The 20,716-nt window shown below is 60.2% G+C and carries 18 protein-coding genes; 10 read left to right on the top strand and 8 right to left on the bottom strand.

Features of this window, described 5'->3' with window-relative positions; genetic code table 11:
- Positions 1 to 214 precede the first annotated feature (214 nt).
- Both lptF and gmd read left to right on the top strand, forming a co-directional pair.
- Positions 215 to 1,369, top strand: a complete 1,155-nt coding sequence (gene lptF / locus AC1RKJ_RS03630) for an LPS export ABC transporter permease LptF (RefSeq protein WP_492789597.1) — start codon at positions 215 to 217, stop codon at positions 1,367 to 1,369.
- Positions 1,370 to 1,419: 50 nt separating this feature from the next.
- A complete protein-coding gene (gene gmd, locus AC1RKJ_RS03625) occupies positions 1,420 to 2,502 on the top strand; it encodes a GDP-mannose 4,6-dehydratase (RefSeq protein WP_492789595.1) in 1,083 nt (360 codons plus the stop codon).
- A 29-nt stretch (positions 2,503 to 2,531) separates the two neighbouring features.
- Here gmd and AC1RKJ_RS03620 read toward each other — a convergent pair whose 3' ends face one another.
- The gene (locus AC1RKJ_RS03620; RefSeq protein WP_492789594.1) at positions 2,532 to 3,065 is read right to left on the bottom strand and encodes a winged helix-turn-helix transcriptional regulator; all 534 of its coding nucleotides are present in this window, start codon (positions 3,063 to 3,065) and stop codon (positions 2,532 to 2,534) included.
- A 245-nt stretch (positions 3,066 to 3,310) separates the two neighbouring features.
- On the opposite strand from AC1RKJ_RS03620, the gene AC1RKJ_RS03615 reads away from it, so the two are divergent.
- Entirely contained in the window at positions 3,311 to 3,949 is a 639-nt protein-coding gene (locus AC1RKJ_RS03615; RefSeq protein WP_492789592.1) for a 2-hydroxychromene-2-carboxylate isomerase, read from the top strand.
- A 71-nt stretch (positions 3,950 to 4,020) separates the two neighbouring features.
- A complete protein-coding gene (locus tag AC1RKJ_RS03610) occupies positions 4,021 to 5,220 on the top strand; it encodes a CaiB/BaiF CoA transferase family protein (protein WP_492789590.1) in 1,200 nt (399 codons plus the stop codon).
- A 52-nt stretch (positions 5,221 to 5,272) separates the two neighbouring features.
- Here AC1RKJ_RS03610 and AC1RKJ_RS03605 read toward each other — a convergent pair whose 3' ends face one another.
- Complete coding sequence (locus AC1RKJ_RS03605; protein WP_492789588.1) at positions 5,273 to 5,950, bottom strand: glutathione S-transferase family protein; 678 nt, start codon at positions 5,948 to 5,950, stop codon at positions 5,273 to 5,275.
- 1 nt (position 5,951) lies between these two features.
- Positions 5,952 to 6,695 (bottom strand): SDR family NAD(P)-dependent oxidoreductase, encoded by a 744-nt coding sequence (locus AC1RKJ_RS03600; protein WP_492789586.1) that lies wholly within the window; start codon positions 6,693 to 6,695, stop codon positions 5,952 to 5,954.
- 231 nt (positions 6,696 to 6,926) lie between these two features.
- On the opposite strand from AC1RKJ_RS03600, the gene AC1RKJ_RS03595 reads away from it, so the two are divergent.
- From AC1RKJ_RS03595 to AC1RKJ_RS03575, 5 genes are all read left to right on the top strand, one after another.
- Positions 6,927 to 8,483, top strand: a complete 1,557-nt coding sequence (locus tag AC1RKJ_RS03595) for a class I adenylate-forming enzyme family protein (protein ID WP_492789584.1) — start codon at positions 6,927 to 6,929, stop codon at positions 8,481 to 8,483.
- A 66-nt stretch (positions 8,484 to 8,549) separates the two neighbouring features.
- Complete coding sequence (locus AC1RKJ_RS03590) at positions 8,550 to 9,293, top strand: SDR family oxidoreductase (protein WP_492789582.1); 744 nt, start codon at positions 8,550 to 8,552, stop codon at positions 9,291 to 9,293.
- Between the two features lie 12 nt (positions 9,294 to 9,305).
- Positions 9,306 to 10,487, top strand: a complete 1,182-nt coding sequence (locus tag AC1RKJ_RS03585) for an acyl-CoA dehydrogenase family protein (protein ID WP_492789580.1) — start codon at positions 9,306 to 9,308, stop codon at positions 10,485 to 10,487.
- A gap of 21 nt (positions 10,488 to 10,508) precedes the next feature.
- Positions 10,509 to 11,639, top strand: coding sequence for an acyl-CoA dehydrogenase family protein (locus AC1RKJ_RS03580; RefSeq protein WP_492789578.1), 1,131 nt, complete (start codon positions 10,509 to 10,511; stop codon positions 11,637 to 11,639).
- A gap of 198 nt (positions 11,640 to 11,837) precedes the next feature.
- Complete coding sequence (locus tag AC1RKJ_RS03575; protein ID WP_492789576.1) at positions 11,838 to 12,587, top strand: hypothetical protein; 750 nt, start codon at positions 11,838 to 11,840, stop codon at positions 12,585 to 12,587.
- Positions 12,588 to 12,670: 83 nt separating this feature from the next.
- On the opposite strand, the gene AC1RKJ_RS03570 is transcribed toward AC1RKJ_RS03575, so the two are convergent.
- The 5 genes from AC1RKJ_RS03570 to AC1RKJ_RS03550 form a co-directional block, all read right to left on the bottom strand.
- Positions 12,671 to 13,399, bottom strand: a complete 729-nt coding sequence (locus tag AC1RKJ_RS03570; protein ID WP_492789574.1) for a DUF1236 domain-containing protein — start codon at positions 13,397 to 13,399, stop codon at positions 12,671 to 12,673.
- A gap of 128 nt (positions 13,400 to 13,527) precedes the next feature.
- A complete protein-coding gene (locus AC1RKJ_RS03565) occupies positions 13,528 to 14,790 on the bottom strand; it encodes an O-antigen ligase family protein (RefSeq protein WP_492789572.1) in 1,263 nt (420 codons plus the stop codon).
- A gap of 94 nt (positions 14,791 to 14,884) precedes the next feature.
- Positions 14,885 to 16,435, bottom strand: coding sequence for an undecaprenyl-phosphate glucose phosphotransferase (locus AC1RKJ_RS03560; protein WP_492789571.1), 1,551 nt, complete (start codon positions 16,433 to 16,435; stop codon positions 14,885 to 14,887).
- A gap of 114 nt (positions 16,436 to 16,549) precedes the next feature.
- A complete protein-coding gene (locus AC1RKJ_RS03555; RefSeq protein WP_492789569.1) occupies positions 16,550 to 17,683 on the bottom strand; it encodes a glycosyltransferase family 4 protein in 1,134 nt (377 codons plus the stop codon).
- A 2-nt stretch (positions 17,684 to 17,685) separates the two neighbouring features.
- On the bottom strand, positions 17,686 to 18,342 hold the full coding sequence (locus tag AC1RKJ_RS03550; RefSeq protein ID WP_492789567.1) for a polysaccharide biosynthesis/export family protein: 657 nt from the start codon (positions 18,340 to 18,342) through the stop codon (positions 17,686 to 17,688).
- A gap of 196 nt (positions 18,343 to 18,538) precedes the next feature.
- Between AC1RKJ_RS03550 and AC1RKJ_RS03545 the strand changes: the two genes are divergently transcribed.
- Positions 18,539 to 20,716, top strand: a complete 2,178-nt coding sequence (locus AC1RKJ_RS03545; RefSeq protein ID WP_492789564.1) for a GumC family protein — start codon at positions 18,539 to 18,541, stop codon at positions 20,714 to 20,716.

The following is a 20,716-nucleotide window of genomic DNA, read 5'->3' as shown; positions in this document are numbered from 1 at the left end:
TCGGGTGCCTGCGGCGGGACAGGCGGCAGGTTTGGCCGGCGGACGGTGTCGACCGCCCTGATCTTGCCGCCGCAATCGGCTGCCGCCTCGCGGTGACGGGGATTTTCCTCCCGGTCCGATGCAATTTTAGATGAAGACAGCAGGAAATATGCGATATAGCTCAAGATGATAACTGCAATCGGCCCGCCTCCTGCGGGCCGTCGCCGGAAGCCATATGAGCGCTATCGACCGCTACATTGTCCGAACAACGTTGATGGCGTTCCTGCTGGTCCTCGTCTCGCTGACAGGGGTCATATGGATTACGCAGGCGTTGCGCGGCATCGATTTGATGACGGGGCAGGGTCAGTCGATCCTGGTCTTCCTTGGCGTCACGGGTCTGGCAATTCCGCTGCTCGCCATGATTATTGCGCCACTCGCGCTGCTGATCGCGGTGATGCACACGCTCAACCGGCTCGCGACCGATTCAGAAATCATCGTGATGAACGCGGCGGGCCTGTCACCGGGCAGGTTTCTACGGCCGTTCATGATCGCGACTTGCATCGTGAGTTTGCTGGTCGCCTTTCTTTCGATCTATCTCGCGCCGGAATGCCTGCGCGCGCTGAGGAAGTGGCAGACCGAAATCGGCGCGGACGTGCTGACAAACATCCTGCGCCCCGGTGAATTCCAGAAACTGGGTCCGCTGACCATCCGCATTCAGGGCCGGCAGCCAGGTGGGCTTCTCGTCGGAATTTTCATCGACGATCAGCGCAACCCGGCGGAGCGGATCAATATTCTCGCAGACCGCGGCACGGTTCAGAAAAACGAGCGAGGCTCTTTTCTGATTTTGCAGGAAGGCAATCTGCAGCGCTTTGAAACCGGCAAGCGTGACCCGGCGCTGGTCGCCTTCAACAGCTATGCGTTCGATCTTTCCCAATTTTCCAATGTCGTTCAGAGCGTGACATACGGCCCTCGCGAGCGATCGATGGGAGACCTGATCTCACCACCGGAGGACGATCCGGTATTCAAGCGAGTGCCGGGCGAATTCCGCAGCGAACTGCATGACCGGATTTTTGCGCCGATCTATCCCTTTGTTTTTGTCCTGATGGCGTTTGCCATTCTCGGCGCGCCGCGTACCACGCGGCAGAACCGGAATTTCGCCATTGCCCTTCTCGTCGTCGGCATTCTGGTGGTGCGCATCGCCGGATTTGGTCTCTCGACGACATCGAACTCGCAGCCTGTCGCGGTCCTGGTTCAATATCTCATGCTGGCGGCGGTGGGGGCGGGAAGCCTCTGGCTCATTCTGCGGGGCGTGATTATCGATGCGCCCGCCAATCTACTTGCGCCAGTTAACGCGTTATTCAATCGTGCGGCGGCGCTACGGCCGCGATAAACAATCTTTAATCTGTTATTTCCAATATTTTGAAGCGCCTTGGAGTGAACGTGCCTACCGAAACATCAGACAACAAGGTTGCCCTCATTACCGGCGTGACCGGACAGGACGGAGCCTATCTCGCCGAATATCTGCTGGGAAAGGGATATACGGTCCATGGCGTCAAGCGGCGCTCCTCATCGTTCAACACCGCTCGCGTCGATCATCTCTACGAAGATCCACATGTCGAGAATGTCCGCTTCCTGCTGCACTACGGCGACATGACTGACTCGACGAATCTCATTCGTCTCATGCAGCAAATTCGCCCGACCGAAATTTACAATCTCGCCGCACAAAGCCATGTGGCCGTGAGCTTCGAGAGCCCGGAATACACGGCCAACGCCGACGCAATCGGCGTGCTTCGGTTGCTGGAGGCAATCCGCATTCTCGGATTAGAAAAGATAACCCGCTTCTATCAGGCATCGACGTCCGAGCTCTACGGGCTGGTTCAAGAGGTTCCTCAGAAGGAAACGACGCCGTTCTATCCGCGCTCGCCGTATGGCGTTGCCAAGCTTTATGGCTACTGGATCACGGTGAATTATCGCGAGGCCTACGGGATGCACGCCTCGAACGGCATCCTGTTCAATCATGAAAGTCCGATCCGTGGTGAGACGTTCGTCACGCGGAAAATTACGCGCAGTATCGCACGCATTGAAGTCGGACTCGAGGAAACGCTCTATCTCGGCAATCTCGACGCCAAACGCGATTGGGGCCACGCGCGGGATTACGTTGAGGGCATGTGGAAGATCGTGCAGGCCGATGCGCCGGATGATTATGTTTTGGCTACCGGCGAAACACGTTCGGTTCGCGAATTCGTGGAGGTCGCGCTTTCCGAGGTTGGTCGCAAGATCGATTGGCGCGGTGAGGGCGTCGATGAAGTCGGGATCGATCCCAAAACCGGCAAGATCGTGGTGCGCGTCGATCCGACGTACTTCCGTCCGACCGAAGTCGATCTCCTCATTGGCGATGCAACGAAGGCTCGTGAAAAACTGGGCTGGACGCCGACGGTCGGCTTTTCACAACTCGTGAAGGAAATGGTTCAGAGTGATCTCGCCATTGCCAGGCGCGAAGCCGCCGATGGACGCAGGACCTGACCTGATCGCCTGACCTGACCAAGCTACGATCAGGCGGCGCGACCGGCCGCCTTGCTCTTGGCTGATTTTGCTTTCGCGGTTTTGGCCGGCTTTTGAATCTCGACGACCTTCGGCCGGGCGCCCGGACCGGGGTGGACGTGGACTTCTTTCGCCAGCAGCGGTTCGTTGCATTCCGAGCAGATCATCACCGGGTTAAAGTGCTTGCCGCACTTCTGGTGTTCGTGGAGCAGGGGCCGGCCGCGCTCGTCCACCATGTGAATGTCGCCCCAGTGAACGATGGCCATCATGATCGGGTAGAGATCGAGGCCCTTCTGGGTCAGGATATACTCGTGCCGCTTCGGGGACTCCTGATAGGGCACGCGGCGCAGCACGCCGAGGCGAACCATCTTCTTGAGACGTTCGGCCAGCAGATGGCGGGTGATGCCGAGGGCCGACTGGAAGGCTTCAAACCGGCGGGTCCGCAGGAAGCATTCGCGCAGGATCAGCAGGCTCCAGCGGTCGCCAATCACGCCGATGGTGCGGGCCATGGAGCATGGCTCCTCTTCAAGTTCATCCCATCTCATGGTCAGTCTCCGATTCGTCCACAGCGCGGTTCTCAAATCATATTCATAGCCTGCTGCAGCCCCATTCTAAATAGGCACTGAGTTGGACAAAAGTCCTAATTCTCGCCAGTTTGGATCAAAATCGCATACAGAGCCGTCAGAATTGACAGTTCGATTTTAGAACTCTATGAATGACCTATCGCCCGGACAAGGGTGGCCGGTCTAAAAGCACGCTGTATAGCGAGCGTCAGAGGAGGAGAACTGCGGTGGCTAAACCCTTGAAAGTCGAGTTTCAATTCGATTTCGGCAGTCCGAACGCCTACCTGGCCGAGAAGGTTCTTCCGTCCATCGAGAAGCGCACCGGCGTCAAGTTCGAATACGTCCCGGTTCTGCTTGGCGGCATCTACAAGGCGACCAACAACATGTCGCCGTTCGACTCGCTGCGCGGCATCAAGAACAAGCCCGAGTATCAGGCGCTGGAAACCGAACGGTTCATCCGCCGACACAATATCACCGGTTTCAAGCCGAATCCCTTTTTTCCCGTCAACACGTTGATGTTGATGCGCGGCGCTGTTGCGGCCCAGTTCGAGAACGTATTCGAGCCTTACTTCCGCGCCGCCTATCATCACATGTGGGAAGAGCCGAAGAAAATGGACGACGTCGAAACCTTCCGCAAGGCGTTCATTGCCTCCGGTGTCGACATCGACAAGTTGATCGCACGCGCCCAGCAGGACGACGTAAAAAAGAAGCTGATTGAGGTTACGACCGACGCGGTGAACCGCGGCGCGTTCGGCTCGCCGACTTTCTTCGTCGGAAAGGAAATGTTCTTCGGCAAGGACCAGCTTCGCGATGTCGAGGATTCGATTGTCGCGCAGCTCGGCGGGGCAAGCGCGAAGTCAGCCTGATCGCGATATTTGTTTAAGCCTAACGGCGAGGCGGATCGCAGCCGCATTGCCAATCAACAGGGAAGAAGCAAATGCCCGGTCCCCTTCACGGTGTGCGCGTTCTTGATCTGACGGCGGTGGTGTCGGGTCCCTACGCGACGATGTTTCTGGCGGATCAGGGCGCGGATGTGCTGAAGGTCGAGCCGACTGGCGGCGACGGCACCCGCCGAAGCCGGAACTTGATCGACGCGGCCGGAGAGTTCTCCGCGCTGTTTGTGTCATGCAATCGCGGCAAGCGCTCGCTTTCGATTGATATCAAGAGCGAAGCAGGCCGCGAGGTGTTGGCCAAACTCGCGGCGCAGGCAGACGTGTTGGTGCAGAACTTCCGTCCCGGCACAATGGAGCGCCTCGGACTCGGTCATGATGAGTTGCGGAAGAAGTACCCGCGGTTGATCTATGTTTCGATCAGCGGGGTCGGTGACAGTGGTCCTTACGTCAAGAAGCGGGTCTACGACCCAATCGTCCAGGCGCTGTCGGGCTTTGCCGACATCCAGTCGCAGCCGGTGACGAACCGGCCGCAAATGATCCGCACCATCGTCTGCGACAAGACAACTTCGGTGTTCACGGCACAGGCTGTCTCCTCGGCGCTTTATGCACGCGAGAAGACCGGTAAGGGCGATTATATCCAGGTCGCCATGCTGGACACCATGATCTCTTATCTGTGGCCGGAAGGCATGATGCAGTACACGGTCGTGGGCAAGGAGACGGCGGTTGGCGATCCGAACGATCGGCCCGATCTCGTGTTCCAGACGCTGGACGGATACATCACCGCTGGCACCATTTCGGATTCCGAATGGCAGGGCTTCTGCAAGGCGTCGGGCGATCCGGAGCTTGTCAAAGACGAGCGGTTTGCGACGCCGAGCGCGCGTTTTATCAACGCTACCGCGCGCATCAACAAGATGCAGGAATACATTTCCCAACGCACCACCGCTGAATGGCTGGAACGTTTGGATGCAGCGGATGTGCCGTGTTCGCCAATCTTGCGCCGTGGCGAAATCATCGGCAACGATCAGGTGGTGGCGCGCGGTCTTATCGAGGAATTCGACCAGCCGACGGTGGGCCGCGTGCGTCAGCCGAAGCCGGCAGCGATCTTTGAAGTCAACGCCGCGTCCATTGGCGGACCCGCGCCGCGTGTCGGCGAGCATTCCCGCGACGTGTTGCGCGGTCTCGGCTACAGCGACAGCGCCATCGACGCCATGGTCGCCGACAAAGCTGTCAGGGTGGCAGTCTGACGAGATCTGCTAGGCTGCAGAAGTTGTCTGCGGTCCCTAACAGACCAGAAAATCACGCGGGACGGACAACCGGTTCGCCGGGAGCGGGCGGAGTATTCGCGATATTCGCACGCTGATAGCCCGGCCGCTGCTGAATGCGCTTGAGATAGGGCTGGGCGTTGTCACAGATGCCGACGCCGTAAGCGATGGCCCAGTCGAGGCATGTCGTCAGCAGAATATCCGCGCTCGTAAACTGATCGCCCATCAGAAACGTGCGGCCATCGTCCAACGCGACTTCGACGTGACGCAACTGCTCGCGGAAATATTCGCCCGCCTTGGCGGTCACTTCCGGCGCGACGCCGTAGATATGGCCAAGCGCATCGGCGCCGTGCCTGCGCATGACGTACAGGCTGGTGGAATCGAGTTCGGTGACGATAAAGAAGCACCACTCCAGCCACTTCGCGTAGGCCTGCTTGTCCTCCGGAATCAGGGATTTGTCCGGACTGCCATACGTTCGCGAGAGGTAAGCGACAATGGCCGCGCTTTCGCCGATGCAGAAATCTCCGTCCTGGAGCAGGGGGACTTTCTGCCGCGGATTGAGCTTGGTGTAGGCCTCGGTCTTGGTCTCGCCGGTGCGAGGACCGATGGCGCGGGTTTCGTACGTCAGCCCGAGTTCGGCCAGCGCCCAGTGTGGCCGGATCGTTCGGCTGGTCCCGACGCCCCATAAGACGAGATGCGGAGCGGCGGCCATCTCACCAAGTCTCCACGGAGGGACGCAGATCGAGTTCGTGCGTCCAGCCATCGCGCGCCTGATGATGCGCGAACCAGTAAGCGTCGGCGATGGACGAAGTTTTGGTCAGGCTATCCGGCGGAATATCGCTCGCTTCGATTCCCTTTGCGGCCTTCATGCGCAGATGGATCGCTTCACTGTCGACAGCGGCGTCGATCAGCAGATGAACGACATGAATGTTCCTCGGTCCGAGTTCGCGGGCCATCGATTGCGCGACCGCGCGAAGGCCGAACTTGGCCGACGAGAATGCCGCGAAACCTTTGCCGCCGCGTACGCTTGCGGTGGCGCCGGTGAACAGGATGGTGCCGTGGCCGCGTTGCGTCATATAGCGCGCAGCTTCGCGTCCGACGAGAAACCCCCCATAGCAGGCAAGTTCCCATGCTTTGAAGAACAGCTTCTCGGTGGTTTCCAACAGCGGCTTGTTGACGTTGGATCCGGCATTGTAGAGGCAGACCTCGATCGGCCCGATCTCTTTTTCAATCCGGGCGAACATGGCCTGCACGTCGGCTTCCTGACGGGCATCGACGCTGATGGCGTGGACGTCGCAACCTTCCGCCTTCAATTCATCGACGAGTCCCTGGGATTTAGCGGCATCGCGGCGGGCCACGCAGACCTTGTATCCGCCCCTGGCGAAGCGTCTGGCGACCGCTGCCCCGATGGCATCACCCGCACCCACCAACACGGCTACGCCTTTGGTTCCAGCCAAGGTATCCTCCCATATAGTTCTTATTTAGTACTTTCATTCATAGCGACCGTGAGCGATGTTGTAAACCGGCGCCGTCGCTGCAATGCCGCTGAACACCTTGCATTTAACAGCGCGCACATCAGATTTGTGCCGCGTTGCATCAAATACGATTGACTAGTTCCAAAAAAGAACGTTAGTTTGCGTTGTTGAAGGTCGCCCCTGAAGCGGCCGGACATTGCCGGGGAGGTTGAATTGGCAAGCGCAGCACAGACCATAGACGTCGCTGACATTCTTGAAGACATGCCGGAACGTTTGCATCAGGCAATGGATCGGGCGCTTGCCGTGAAACCAGGTCATCCAGCGCTCGTCGATGGCTCTGTCACATGGTCGTACCGGCAGCTTTCCGAATCGGTTCAGCAAATTGCGGCTGCGCTGCGAACGCTTGGCGTCCGGCCCGGCGATCGGCTGATGATCGTCAGCGAGAACTCCATTGCGCTGGCGGGCCTGCTGCTCGCCGCCAGCCGGATCGAGGCGTGGGCGATCGTCGCCAACCCCCGGCTGTCGCCGCGTGAGCTCGATCAGATTCGCGATCACAGTGGCTCGCGGCTAATGTTTTTTACGGTGGATGCTTCCAAGGAAGCTGCAACCCACGCCGAACGGGTTGGTGCGACCATTGGCAATGTTGGTCCTTTGGAAAATATCGGCATCGGTCCGCTTAATGAAACGACGTCCGCCGAACCGGTGCAGGCCGATCCCGCAAAGCAGGTCGCGGTTCTGATCTACACGTCTGGAACGACCGGGACGCCCAAGGGCGTGATGCTGACCCATGAAAATCTTCTGTTCAGCGCAAAAGCCATCGCGATGTTCCGGAAGATGGACGAGCGGGACAAGGTTTATGTGGTGCTGCCGATCTCTCACATCGTCGGCATTTCGCTTCTTCTCCAGACGCTGATGGTCGGCGGCACGGTTCAACTCGTCAGCAAATACGATCCCGCCGCGACTGCAAAGGCGATAGCCGAGGATGGCGTCACCATTCTCAATGGCGTGCCCGCGACCTTCCAGCGGTTGCTGGAGTACAAGACGTTGCAAGGCATCGACAAGATAAACACAGGCGCGCTGCGCATGATCACCGTCGCCGGCGCACCGCTCGACCTCGATCTCAAGCACCGCGCCGAGAAGGAATTCGGTCTGTCGCTGCTGAATGGCTACGGCATCACCGAATGCTCGCCCGGCATCTCGGGCGTTCGGCTGGATTCGCCGCGGCCGGATCAGGCGGTCGGCAAGCTGATGTCCGGCGTCGAGGCTCGCATCGTCGGCCGTGACGGCGCGATCATCACCGACGGAACGGTGGGCGAGCTTCATGTGCGCGGACGCAACGTCATGCTCGGGTACTATCGGTCGCCCGATCTGACCGCGAAAGCGATCGACAAGGACGGTTGGTTTAACACCGGAGATCTGGCGCATTTCGACGGCGATTGTCTCTTCATCGTCGGCCGGACCAAGGAAATGATTATCCGGTCCGGCTTCAACGTCTATCCGGCGGAAGTGGAGGCGGTGCTCAATTCCCATGATGCTGTGGTTCAGTCGGCCGTGGTGGGCCGCACGGTGGACAGCAACGAAGAAGTGGTGGCTTTCGTTCAACTGATGACCGGATCGAAGGTCACGCCCTCCGAACTGATGGCATATGTCAGTCCGCAGCTCACGTCCTACAAGCGGCCGTCCCAGATAGTAGTGCTGGACGCGTTGCCGGCGACATCGACCGGCAAAATTCTCAAACACAAACTCGCTGAGTCGCTGCGAGACGCGTGACGTCGCGACGCGGGTCCTTAGGATTCGTGATGAATTTCAAACCTAACTCTTGCCGGGAGAAAGATCTTGCAGAAACGAAACGCGACAGTGGCTGTGATCGGAGCCGGAGATTTCATCGGCGGCGAGATCGCCAAGAAATTCGCGGCTGAGGGATTCACCGTGTTCGTCGGCCGGCGTCAGGGCGAGAAGCTTGCGCCGCTGGTGAAGGAGATCGAAGCGGCGGGCGGCACGGTATTCGCGCGTTCTCTGGACGCCCGGAAGGAAGATGAAATCACCGCTTTCATCTCCGATGCCGACAAGCATGCTCCGCTGGAGGTCTGTATTTTTAATATCGGCGCCAATGTCAATTTTCCGATTCTCGAGACCACCGAGCGTGTATTCCGCAAGGTCTGGGAGATGGCGTGTTACTCGGGCTTTCTCGCCGGTCGCGAGGCAGCGCGCGTGATGTTGCCACGCGGCAAGGGAGCGATCTTTTTCACGGGTGCGACCGCAAGCCTGCGGGGCGGTTCGGGTTTCGCCGCCTTTGCCAGCGCCAAGTTCGGCTTGCGCGCCGTGGCTCAATCGATCGCACGCGAACTGGGTCCGAAGAACATCCACGTCGCTCATCTCATCATCGACTCGAGTGTTGATACCGAGTGGGTTCGGCAACTGATAGCCAATCGCGAGGGCAAGGACGCGATCGCTAATCTCGATCCGAACCGTCTAATGCGCCCGGCGGCGGTCGCTGAAACCTATTGGCAGCTTTATCAGCAGCCGCGCGATGCCTGGACATTCGAGACGGAAATCCGCCCGTTCGGCGAGAAGTGGTAACGGAGCCGTCCGATGGAGCTGAAGCTTTCCAGCGAAGACGCCGCATTCCGCGATGAGGTGAGGGCATTCATCGCAGAGAACTATCCGTCGAAAATGCGGGTGCCCAATCCGGAAACGGATTTGACCAAGGAGCAGTCGATGCTCTGGCACAAGATCCTTCACAAGAAGGGCTGGATCGCGCCGCTGTGGCCGAAGGAACACGGCGGACCCGGCTGGTCGATCACACAACGCTTTATCTGGGAGCAGGAAACGACCCGCGCCGGGACGCTTCCGCCATTGGCGTTCAGCGTGACCATGGTTGGACCCGTCATCTATACCTACGGCAACGAGGCGCAGAAAAAGAGGTTCCTGCCGCGGATTTTGTCCGGTGAAGACTGGTGGTGTCAGGGCTATTCCGAGCCGGGCTCCGGCTCCGATCTCGCGTCGGTCCGCACCAAGGCGGTGCGCGAGGGTGACCATTACGTCGTCAACGGCCACAAGACCTGGACCACGCTCGCCCAGCACGCCGACTGGATCTTCTGTCTGGTGCGAACCGACCCGGCCGCCAAGGCGCAGGCCGGCATTTCCTTCCTGCTGATCGACATGAAGACACCCGGCGTCACTGTGCGTCCGATCATCACCATCGACGGCTCGCACGAAGTCAACGATGTGTTTCTCGAGAACGTCCGCGTTCCGGCCGAAAACCTGATCGGCGAGGAGAACAAGGGCTGGACCTATGCGAAATTCCTGCTCGGCAATGAGCGGACCAGCATGGCGGGCATCGGGCGTTCGACCCGCTATCTCAACAAGCTGAAGAAGATCGTGAAGACGGAGATCGGCGAGGACGATCCGGCGTTCGGCGAATTCACCAAGGATATCGCGCGCGTCGAGCTTGACGTGCTGACGCTCGAAGCCACCGAGCTTCGTGTGGTGGCACAGATGTCGCGCGGCATCGATCCGGGACCGGCAGCGTCGCTGTTCAAGATCAGGGGCACTGAAATCTTCCAGCGCATCACCGATCTGACGCATCGGGCCATCGGCAATTATGGTCTCGCGCTTCGGGAACACCCGGTCAGTGCAAACATCTTCATGCCGGGGCCTGCCGACGGCCATACCGCGCCTGAAAAATACCTGAACGCGCGCAAGCTCAGCATTTACGGCGGATCCAACGAGATCCAGCGCAACATCATCGCGAAAGCGGTGCTTGGACTTTAACAGCGTCGCACGAGGCATCCGGTGGATATTCAGTTTACGGAAGAACAGGAACTCCTGCGCAGTAGCGTCCAGCGGTTGCTGCGCGATCAGTACAGTTTCGAGACGCGCCGTAAGATCGTCGCGACCGAGGAGGGCTGGAGCACGAAGCATTGGCGCGCGTTCGCCGAGCTTGGCTTGCTGGCCGCGCCGTTTTCGGAGGCCTCTGGCGGCCTCGGCGGCGGTCCGTTGGCGACCATGATCGTGATGCAGGAATTCGGCCGCCATCTCGTGGTCGAGCCGTATTTCGAGACTGTCGTGCTGGCCGGCGGTCTGATTGAGAACAACGGCACGGAGGCGCAGCGCGCGGACCTGTTGCCGCCGATCATGGCGGGCGAGGCGGTATGGGCGCTGGCATGGGCTGAAGGCAAGTCGCGTTACGATCTCAACAACGTCGGCACGATCGCGAAACGCGACGGCGACAACTACGTTCTTGCCGGGGCGAAGGCCGCGGTGATCGGCGCGCCGTGGGCCGACAAGCTGATCGTCTCCGCGCGAACCTCAGGCAGCCAGCGTGACAGCGCCGGCGTCAGTCTGTTCATCGTGGACCGCCAGTCGGCCGGGCTTCATCTGCAGAGCTTCAAGACCATCGATGGGCGGCGCGCGGCAGAAATATCGCTTCAGAACGTCAAGGTTCCGGCAAGCCGCCTGCTTGGCGCAGAAGGCGAGGGCGTCGCGGCACTCGAAGCCTGCCGGGACCGCGCAATTGCGGCGCTCTGCGCAGAAGCGACCGGCGCAATGGATGTGCTGAACGCTGCGACGCTGGATTACACCAAGACCCGCAAGCAATTCGGTGTGGCGCTCGGGACTTTCCAGGTCTTGCAACACCGAATGGTCGATATGTTCATAGCACTGGAAGAAGCGACGTCGCTGTCTCAGCATCTGAACCTGACCGTGGCCGAAGGCGATCCGCAGGGTTCGAAGCTTGCATCCGGCGCAAAGTCGAGGATCGGCGAGGCCGCGCGCTTCGTCGGCGAACAGGCGATCCAGCTTCACGGCGGCATGGGCATGAGTGACGAACTCAGCGTCGGTCATTATTTCAAACGCATCGCGTCCATCAACATTCAGTTCGGCGATCCCACATACCACCTCCTGCGCTACGCGCGGGCTGGCTGAAGCCGCTCATGGGGTTGTGAATCCGGTAGTCTCCCTGACTTGGCCCGGCCGCCGAACGGCGCCGGGCTTTTTGTTTTAGGTACCGGGCTCCGGGCGGGCCGGAATCAACTTTCGTGCGGACAGAACAAAACGCCTGTTGATGCGTTGTAAAGTGTCGGCCAGCATTGGAGTCGATACTGATAACCATTGGGTGCGGTCTTGTTGCGACGCAAAAGCATTGCCTTTGCCTTCGGAACAGTCGTCGTATTTTCCGGCGGTTTGGCCTCCGGTCAAACCAGTCAAACGGCCGCTCCGACTGCTCAAAATTCTCAAATCGATGAGACAAAAACCCAGTCGACCGGGACAATTCCGGTGCGACCGGAAGCCATTCCCGCAACCCCGACGCAACCGGTAGAACCAGCCGCAGTCCCGCCAGCCGCGGTGCCGCTGACCCCGGCCGAGCAGAAAGCTGCCGACAACAAGGCCGCGCTGGATGCGCTGCTCGCTGAAGCGAGCGCGCTGAGAGCCAATTATGAAAACAGCCGGCGAGGCAGGAATAAAACGCCGATTTCACTGTCCGCTTTCCGGAGCATGGAATTACGTCTCCAGATGGCGGCCGCAGCTGATCCCGCGAACACGCAAGCCAGCGATATGGCTAACGCCATGCGTATGGCTCAATACGAAATCCTCCAGCCGTCCGTGCAAATCGCCGCCATCGCTAACCGCGAGCTTTATGTCCACGAGATGGCCAAGCAGATGCACGACGGCGGGATGAGGGTTACGGCGTCCGGTCGCGGAAACAGCACGGTGCGCTTTGTGTCACCCCAGATGACGAAGCAGATGGCCCTGCAACTGGTGGAGACCGCGAAGATTCCCGAGCAGGCAAGAGCATTGCAGTTCAGGCGCGTGGTATTCAGCAGCGGCAGGCGGTCATGGACCTACGATGTCGCGCGGGGACGGCTTCGCTAAAAGCTTCATGAAGGCGGACGTCGGTTGAAAATATGGGCCGGTCACTCAGACCGGCCCTTTTACTTGTAGTGCGTCCGCGATGCTTACGCGTCGAGAACCGCGACGATTTCGAGCGTCCGGGGGTTCACGACGACGATCTCACTTCCAACAAGGAAGAATTCATAGCCGCGCCAATCCGGATAGATCGTGATGATCTCGGTCGGAAGGGGGTGGAATCCGATGTTTCTCGGAACCCGCGTGCCGACGGAGATCGAGAAGTTGACGTTGGTCACAGGCTTGATGTTCTGCTTGGTGATCGACGTGCGAATGGTCGTGCGCTGTTCGGTTGTCAGCTTCGCGCTCGCACCGGCCTGTCCCGTGGTCGTTCCGGACTTGCCTTCGGCGGCGTTCTTTTGATCGCTCTTCATGCCATCCTTTTCGGCGGCATTTTTCTGACTGTTCTTCATGCCGTCCCTTTCGGCAGCATTCTTCTGATCAGCCTTCATGCCATCCTTCGTCGTCTCGGATGCGGCCTTGCCACCCTTTTGGTCCTGGGTGGTTTCAGCGCCCTTGGACTTCATGCCATCCTTGGCGTTGTCCTGTGCGCGCTGGGCATTGCCGCCTTCGCGCTGACCGCCCTTCATGCCGTCGCTATCGCCACGGTTCATCGGCGCGGCCCTGTCGGCGGCCCCACCACCGGGGCTTGCGGAAGGCGCGGATTGCGACGCTGCAGGGGCATTCTGCTGCCCACCACCGGGTGTTTGCGCCGAGGCAATTCCAGCCGTGCCGATCAGCAAGGCCATAGCGGTCGTCATCAAATAGCTTCTCTTCATAGTGTCCTCCTCGTTATGTCTACCCCGCACCTTCAACGAGAAGCGGCCCCCTCTGTTCCAGAGGAATACGCCTGTATTGCGTGAATGGGCATTCATTGAGGAACCAACGGAAACCTGTGCGCGAAGAACTACTGCGCCAGCGCCGGTTGCTTGCTGGTCTGATAGTTATGAGCATGAGCGGCTGCGAACATCGCCCACATGATGCCCAGCATCATCCAGAAATGACGCCAGTGATCGACGTCGATGATGAAGGCCTCGAAGAACGTGCCGAGAAATGCGGAGAAGACGGCGAGATAAGCCCGCTGCCAGGGCACGCGAACGAAGATGAGCTTGAAGCCCATGATGACGGTGATGAACGTCAGGGCCGGATAGCAGATACCCGAGATCCAGCCGCCCGACATGAATGCATTCAGGAATGAGTTGTGGGTGTCCTCGGGAAAAAATTTCGTGAACTGAAGGGGGCCGATTCCCATCGGGAGTTCGAGCGCCATCTGGAAGCCGAGCGCATGTCGTCCGAAGCGCCCGAACCGGCCGCCGTCGTAGCTCTGATTGAAGCTCGCGCGCTGCTTGAAAAGATCGTTGACGGAGTCGAACGAGAGAAGCACTGCGAGGAGCAGGATCACGCAAATGACGGCCGCCGCCGTTACCGTCACGATCTGCCTTCGCTGGGCCCGTGAAGGTGTCGTGAGATACATCAGCGTCAGCATGAACGCGGAGCAGAGTACGAGTTGACCCCACGAGGCTCGCGAAAACGCCAGCAGCACGGCAAGGCCGACAATGCCGAGACCCATGGCGCTGCGGAGCGATTTCCAGAACGACTGTGTCACCACGGTTTGCAGCAGGAAGAGCGCGGGCAAAATCAAATAGGCGCCGAGGACGTTCGGATCCTTGAACGTGCCGCGCGCGCGGCCATAAAGCGTGAACAATTCGTGCAGACCGCCGGGCACGAGACGAAAGTATCCCGCGATGCCGGCTAGAGATGCGATCAGGGCGCCGGCGATCAGGCCGCGGCGGAGAAACTCAAGCCGGCTTTCGGTGTTCTCGGACAGCACCATCGCGAAAAACAGGCAGGTGATGGTCATGTACCAGGACGTGAGAATCCAGTTCACGATCTCCGACTTATCCATCAAGGATGAGGAGCTGATGGTGTAACCGATGTTCAGTACGAACAGCAGGATCAGCAGCGGTATGAAGACCGGACGCATGCGCAGACCGGTCGCAAAGAAAAAGATGACCGAAGCCAGTGTCGCAAGTTCGTAGGGACTGGGTTCGATTAGGACAATCGCGCCGCCCGCGCCGACGGCCCACATCAAAGCCCCCTGGACCGCCGCGATGCCGGGCGGCGTCGCAGTCGCAGGAAGCGTGTAGTCTGCTGCTGCGATTGAAGCCATGCGAAGCAAAATCTCCACGCGCGGCCCGCGCGTCAGTCCAATGATGTGAGCATGATGTTGTCGAAAACCGCGGCGCGCTTTCCGGCGTCAGGCTCTAGTAAGCGTTTTCACCCTTGATGAGGGCAAACGGCGTCTTGAAGAGAATGTACAGGTCGAACAGCACCGACCAGTTCTCGATATAATACAGGTCGAACTCGACGCGTTTCTGGATTTTCTCTTCGCTGTCGACTTCGCCGCGCCAGCCGTTGATCTGCGCCCAGCCGGTGATCCCGGGCTTTACGCGATGACGCGCGAAATATCCGTCGACGGCCTCGTCGAACAGGCGGCTTTGCAACTTGCCCTGAACCGCATGTGGACGCGGACCGACCAGCGAGAGGTTACCCTTGAAGACAACATTGAAAAGTTGCGGCAGCTCGTCGAGGCTTGTTTTGCGGATGAATCGCCCGATCCGGGTGACGCGTGTGTCGCCCTTGGTCACGACCTTCGCGGCCAACGGATCGGCCTGATCGTGGAACAGCGAACGGAATTTGAAGACGTCGATACGCTCGTTGTTGAAGCCGTAGCGCTTCTGCATGAACAGCACAGGGCCGGGGCTGTCGAGCTTGATCGCAAGCGCGACCAGCGCCATCACCGGTGCGAGTAAAATAAGGGCGATCATACCGACCACGCGATCGAACGCCGCCTTCAGCACCATATCCCAGTCGGTGATCGGCTGTTCGAAAACATCGAGAGTGGGGACTTCGCCGAGATAGGAATAAGAGCGCGGCCGAAAGCGCAGTTTGTTGGTGTGCGCCGATAGCCGAATATCGACTGGCAGCACCCACAGCTTTTTCAGCATTTCGAGAATGCGCGTTTCAGCCGAGATCGGCAGTGCAAAGAGCACGAGATCGATCCGGGTGCGCCGGGCAAACTCGACGATGTCGTCTATTTTCCCCAGTTTCGGTTCGCCCGCGCAGGTATCGAGGGCACGGGAGTCGTTGCGGTCGTCGAATACGCCGAGAATCTGGATGTCGGAATCTTCCTGCGCCTTGAGCGCGCGGATCAGGTTTTCGCCGTTTTCGTCGGAACCCACGATGATCGTCCGGCGGTCGAGCCGGCCCTCGCGTGCCCAGCGGCGGACGAGCGCGCGCAGCACCAGCCGTTCCGCAAACAGCGCGGATAATCCTGCGAAGAAAAATCCGGAGAGCCAGACGCGCGAGATCGTGCCGCCCAGTTTCGCGAAGAACGACGCGCCTATGAACAACAGAAAAACGAAAGCCCATGATGACGCCATGCGCGTCATCTGTCGCAACTGCCCCCGGAAGATCTGGACGTCGTAGATTTCCGCGGCCTGAAAACTGACGACCGCGCAGGCGGCGACCGCGAAGACGGCTCCGGTGTATTGCCAGGAGAAGCCATCGAGGGGCATCACGTAAGCCAGATAGAGCACGAGGCCGACCGTGCTCAACAGCGCGAAATCCACGATCCGGACGATGCCGCTGATGACAACCGTCGAGTAAGCTTTTCTGACCTTCTCGTTGGCGACCGCCAGCGCGGCCGGCGACAACCGCTTGCGGCGTTCCTGTTTCGGCGCGCCTTCGGCAGCGTCCATCGTGGCTGCCCCGGCGGCAGCGCTCATCATCGTTCGGACGTCGATCGGTTCCACTGCAAATGTTCCGTTGCTGGCCGTCATGTGGGGAGAGGCCAAGAGGAACCAACGGTTCCCAGCCTCTTGCCTAGCCAACAAATCGGAAGAATTAGTTATCTCGATAAAGCAAGGTTAACGCGCGTTGAACGCGTCCCGATATCCGTTGAGAACACCTTCAACCATCGCCTTCTGGGAGAAGTTGACGAAGATGCGTTCACGCAGGCTTTTGGCGCGCTCGCGCGTGGCGTCCATGTCGCCGAGCGCCGTCTCGATCGCGTCCGCCATGGCGCCGACACTGTTTGCCACGAAAAGTCCGTCCGTGTGAGGTCCGAGGATTTCGGGAATACCGCCGACGCTGGCGGCGATCATCGGGATACCGGCGGCGGCCGCCTCGATCACGACATACGGCATCGAGTCGCCACGCGAAGGCACGACCAGCACCTTGCCTTTCGAGAAACCGTAACGTGCCCTGACATGACCGATGAAGCGCACGGCATCCGCGACATTCAGCCGCTTGATGAGATCCTTGAGCGCTTCTGTCTCTTCGCCATCGCCGGCCAGTGTCAGCGTGACGGGTTTGCCGTCTGCCCGCAGCCGCGCGACTGCCTGGATCAGCAGGTCGGCACCCTTGATCTCCCGGAATTCGCCGACATAGACGAGGTCGGTCGCATCGTCCGCCACCGTCACCGGATCGAACTCCGATGCGGTCACGCCGTTGAACACGCAGCGCACCAGACCCGCAGGCCTGCCGATTACGCGCTGATAGGTATCGCGCGCGAACGCGCTTTCGAACAGAAACAGCTCTGTGCGGTTCATGAGCGCGCGTTCCATCCGCGCATAAACCTTGCCCTTCAAGGTGCCCGGCGGATAGTGCAGGGAGCCACCATGTGGCGTGTAGACCCGGATCGCTTTTTTCGATTTGCCTTTCAGGCGCACGAAAGCGCCTGCTTTTGCGCCGTGCCCGTGCAGGACATCCAGCTTGAGCGACCGCGCGAGGCGAAGGAAATGCAGGGACGCCACGGTATCGATGGGGTGCGGCTCGCGGCGGATGGCGAGACGGTAGACCCCGAGTTTGAGCTTCGGGCTGATTTCCTTGAGTGCGGTATCGGCGCGTTCGCCACCGGTGAGGCTGTCAGCGAGAATTCCGACGTGATGTCCGCGCTCGGCCTGTCCGACCGCAAGATCGAGGATGTGACGGAAGATACCACCGACCGGCGCGCGGACCGCGTGCAGGATACGAAGGGGCGAACTGGAAGTCTCAGGCATCGTCAGAACCACCGCTCGGCGACAACGACCGTGTCCCCGGGTTTCAGGAGCGTACCAGGCGGTACGACAGCCTGAGCGGTACCACTTTCGCCCATGCGGGTTAATTTGATGCTGCCACGTTGCGCGCGTGGTGTGAAACCGCCGGCAATGGCGACAGCGCTCTCCACCGTCATGTTCGGCACATAGGGATACTGTCCGGGAGCCGCCACTTCGCCGAGAATGAAGAAGGGGCGGTATGTCTCGACCTCGGCCGCGACATAGGGTTCACGCAGGTAGCCCGATTTCAATCGCGACGTCACGGCAGCGGCCAGCCCGGCTGGCGTCAGCCCGCGTGCCCGAACCGCGCCGATCAGTGGCATGGTGATCGCGCCACCGGCATCCACGGTGTAGGTGTTGGTAAGGCCTTCCTGGCCGTACACGACGATGCGCAGCCGATCGCCGGCGTCGAGACGGTAGGGTTCATCCAGGGCCGCGTATGCGGAGACAGGCGAAACCGCAGTTGCCGGGACGCTCACGGCGCGCACCGGTTGGACCGTGCCGTAGGCAATCGCATCGAGGCCGCCGGGGTCCATGACGGCCACCGGCGCAGCCGTCCGCATGCAGCCCGATACCGCGAGCGCAAGCATGAAGCAGGTGAGGCGCGCGCAACTGCGCTGCATGGGGAAATCCGGGATAAGTATCGATTCTGATTAAGGACTTTCATGGTTAATAAAGTGTGACATGGCGGCCGCCCCGCGCCTCTGAAGGGGGGGGGCGCAGCGTGATTAACCCAGCAGCAACCTTAATAGATTGTAATCGGTCGGGAGAAGTTCAGCCTTCGCGTCAGTGCAGTAGCGTCCGGGTGGAGAGTGTTCGATGCGTTTTTCGTTCTCGCGTGACTGGATGGGCAAGCTGCCGTCATGGGGCAAAGCGAAGGTCAAGGCCATCGCTGCTCCTGTCGTTGCGTCGCCGCCTGTCGCGCCTCCTGCACCGGTCTTATTGGCCGCAAGTCCAGAACTTGGCGACGTCGATCTTCGCGCAATCTGGCACGCGCTGGTTCGCAAGCGGATGTGGGTCATCGTGCCGACTGCGCTTGCGTTCGGGTTGTCGCTGCTCGCCGTCAACATGATTACGCCGCGCTACAAGTCCGAGGCGCGCATTCTGATCGACGGCCGCGAAAACGTTTTCCTGCGTCCCAATGGTGAGCGCTCTGAAGAACGCGGCAGCCTCGACGCAGAGGCCGTGACCAGCCAGGTGCAGTTGCTGCTGTCGCGCGATCTCGCCCGCGAAGTCATCAAGGCGAACAAGCTCGCCGAGCTTCCCGAATTCGATCCGGTCCTGCGCGGCATATCACCGCTGCGGACGTTGCTTGCGTTGTTCGGCGTCGGCCGTGACCCGTTCAAGATGACGCCCGAGGAGCGGGTGCTTGAGGCCTATTATGAGCGGCTGACGGCCTATGCGGTCGACAAGTCGCGCGTGATGGTGATCGAATTTCAGTCGCGCGATCCCGGACTGGCGGAGCGTGTCACCAATTCCATCGCCGACGGTTATCTGGTGCTCCAGCAGGCGGCCCGGCAGAATCAGGCGAAGTCAGCCTCGCAGTGGCTGCTTGTCGAGATCGAAAGCCTGCGCAAGAAGGTCGCAGACGCGGAGGCTCGGGTCGAGGAATTCCGCTCGAAGTCCAATCTTTTCGTCGGCACCAACAACACTACGCTGTCGAACCAGCAGCTTGGCGAACTGAATACGCAGCTCAACAATGCGCGTGCGCTGAAATCCGATGCTGAATCCAAGGCGCGCCTGATCCGCGAAATGCTTCAGAGCGGCAAGCCGATCGAGGCGTCGGAAGTTCTCAATTCCGAACTGGTGCGGCGTCTGTCCGAGCAGCGCGTGACGCTGCGCGCGCAACTGGCCGAGCAATCGTCCACGCTGCTTGGCGGACATCCGCGTATCAAGGAATTGAAGGCGCAAATTCTGGACATCGACCGCCAGATTCGGGAGGAGGCGAACAAGATTTCCCGCTCGCTGGAGAATGACGCCAGGATCGCAAGCGCGAGGTCGGACGGGTTGAACGGCAGTCTGGACCAGTTGAAGCGCCAGGCGACCTCGAACAACGGTCAGGACGTTCAGCTCCGGGCCTATGAGCGCGAAGCCAAGGCGCAGCGCGATCTGCTGGAATCCTACCTCGCCAAATATCGAGAAGCCACCACGCGCGAAAACATCGATGCGGCGCCTGGCGATGGCCGGATTATCTCCCGCGCGATTGTATCGAATACGCCGGCCTTCCCGAAGAAGCTCCCGACCGTCCTGATCGCGACAATGGCGATGCTGATGCTGACGGCGGGTTACATCGCCACCGAAGAATTGTTGCGGATGACCGCGCCGCGTTCCTTGGCCGCTGTCCGTGTGCCGGTTGCACCGCTGCGCGATAAGCATCCGCAGATGCCGGCCGGGATCATGGAGATCGAGCGGCTTGCCGAAATGCTGCGCGAGGGCGGGGATTCGACCCGCAAGATCACCGTCATCGGAGCGCATCAGGAGGAGAGCGTTACGCTAACGGCGCTGACGCTCGCTCGGCTGCTTGCGCGAAACGCCAAAGTCGTGCTGGTCGATCTGGCGATGGCATCGCCGACGCTGACAGCTGTGTCCACCGACGCGTCTGCGCCGGGATTGACCGAACTGATGCAGGGCATGGCTTCGTTCGGCGAGATCATTACCAAGGATCGGCTGTCCGGCGTGCATATCGTCGGTGCAGGACAAGACCTCGCCCAGCGGCAGCTTTTGCAGTTGCCGCGGATCAATCTGGCGATCGACGCGCTGTCCCGGGCCTACGACTATGTGGTGCTGGATGCGGGCACGGCGTCGGATCTTTCGGCGAACGTCATTGCGGCACAGGCCCATGCCGTCATCATCCCCGATCCGGCGATTACCGCAAACGCCCGCGATATGATGAAGAGCCAGCTTCTCGAGTCTGGTTTCGTCGGCGTGACCATTCTGAGTGCGTCGCCGAAGGCTTCGGATATCGGCGTCGCGGATCAACGGGTCGTGGCGGCCTGA

It is taken from the genome of Afipia sp. GW822-FHT04G07 (assembly GCF_058800765.1).
Note: the sequence above shows the minus strand (reverse complement) of the source record. Positions and strands in the feature narration are given on the sequence as shown.

Excerpts from the sequence above, each read along its gene's own strand:
- lptF (WP_492789597.1), top strand. The coding sequence starts at position 215 with ATGAGCGCTATCGACCGCTACATTGTCCGAACAACGTTGATGGCGTTC.
- AC1RKJ_RS03585 (WP_492789580.1), top strand. The coding sequence starts at position 9,306 with ATGGAGCTGAAGCTTTCCAGCGAAGACGCCGCATTCCGCGATGAGGTG.
- AC1RKJ_RS03545 (WP_492789564.1), top strand. The coding sequence starts at position 18,539 with ATGCGTTTTTCGTTCTCGCGTGACTGGATGGGCAAGCTGCCGTCATGG.
- AC1RKJ_RS03550 (WP_492789567.1), bottom strand. The coding sequence starts at position 18,342 with ATGCAGCGCAGTTGCGCGCGCCTCACCTGCTTCATGCTTGCGCTCGCG.
- AC1RKJ_RS03555 (WP_492789569.1), bottom strand. The coding sequence starts at position 17,683 with ATGCCTGAGACTTCCAGTTCGCCCCTTCGTATCCTGCACGCGGTCCGC.
- AC1RKJ_RS03610 (WP_492789590.1), top strand. The coding sequence starts at position 4,021 with ATGCCCGGTCCCCTTCACGGTGTGCGCGTTCTTGATCTGACGGCGGTG.
- AC1RKJ_RS03620 (WP_492789594.1), bottom strand. The coding sequence starts at position 3,065 with ATGAGATGGGATGAACTTGAAGAGGAGCCATGCTCCATGGCCCGCACC.
- AC1RKJ_RS03605 (WP_492789588.1), bottom strand. The coding sequence starts at position 5,950 with ATGGCCGCCGCTCCGCATCTCGTCTTATGGGGCGTCGGGACCAGCCGA.
- AC1RKJ_RS03565 (WP_492789572.1), bottom strand. The coding sequence starts at position 14,790 with ATGGCTTCAATCGCAGCAGCAGACTACACGCTTCCTGCGACTGCGACG.
- AC1RKJ_RS03570 (WP_492789574.1), bottom strand. The coding sequence starts at position 13,399 with ATGAAGAGAAGCTATTTGATGACGACCGCTATGGCCTTGCTGATCGGC.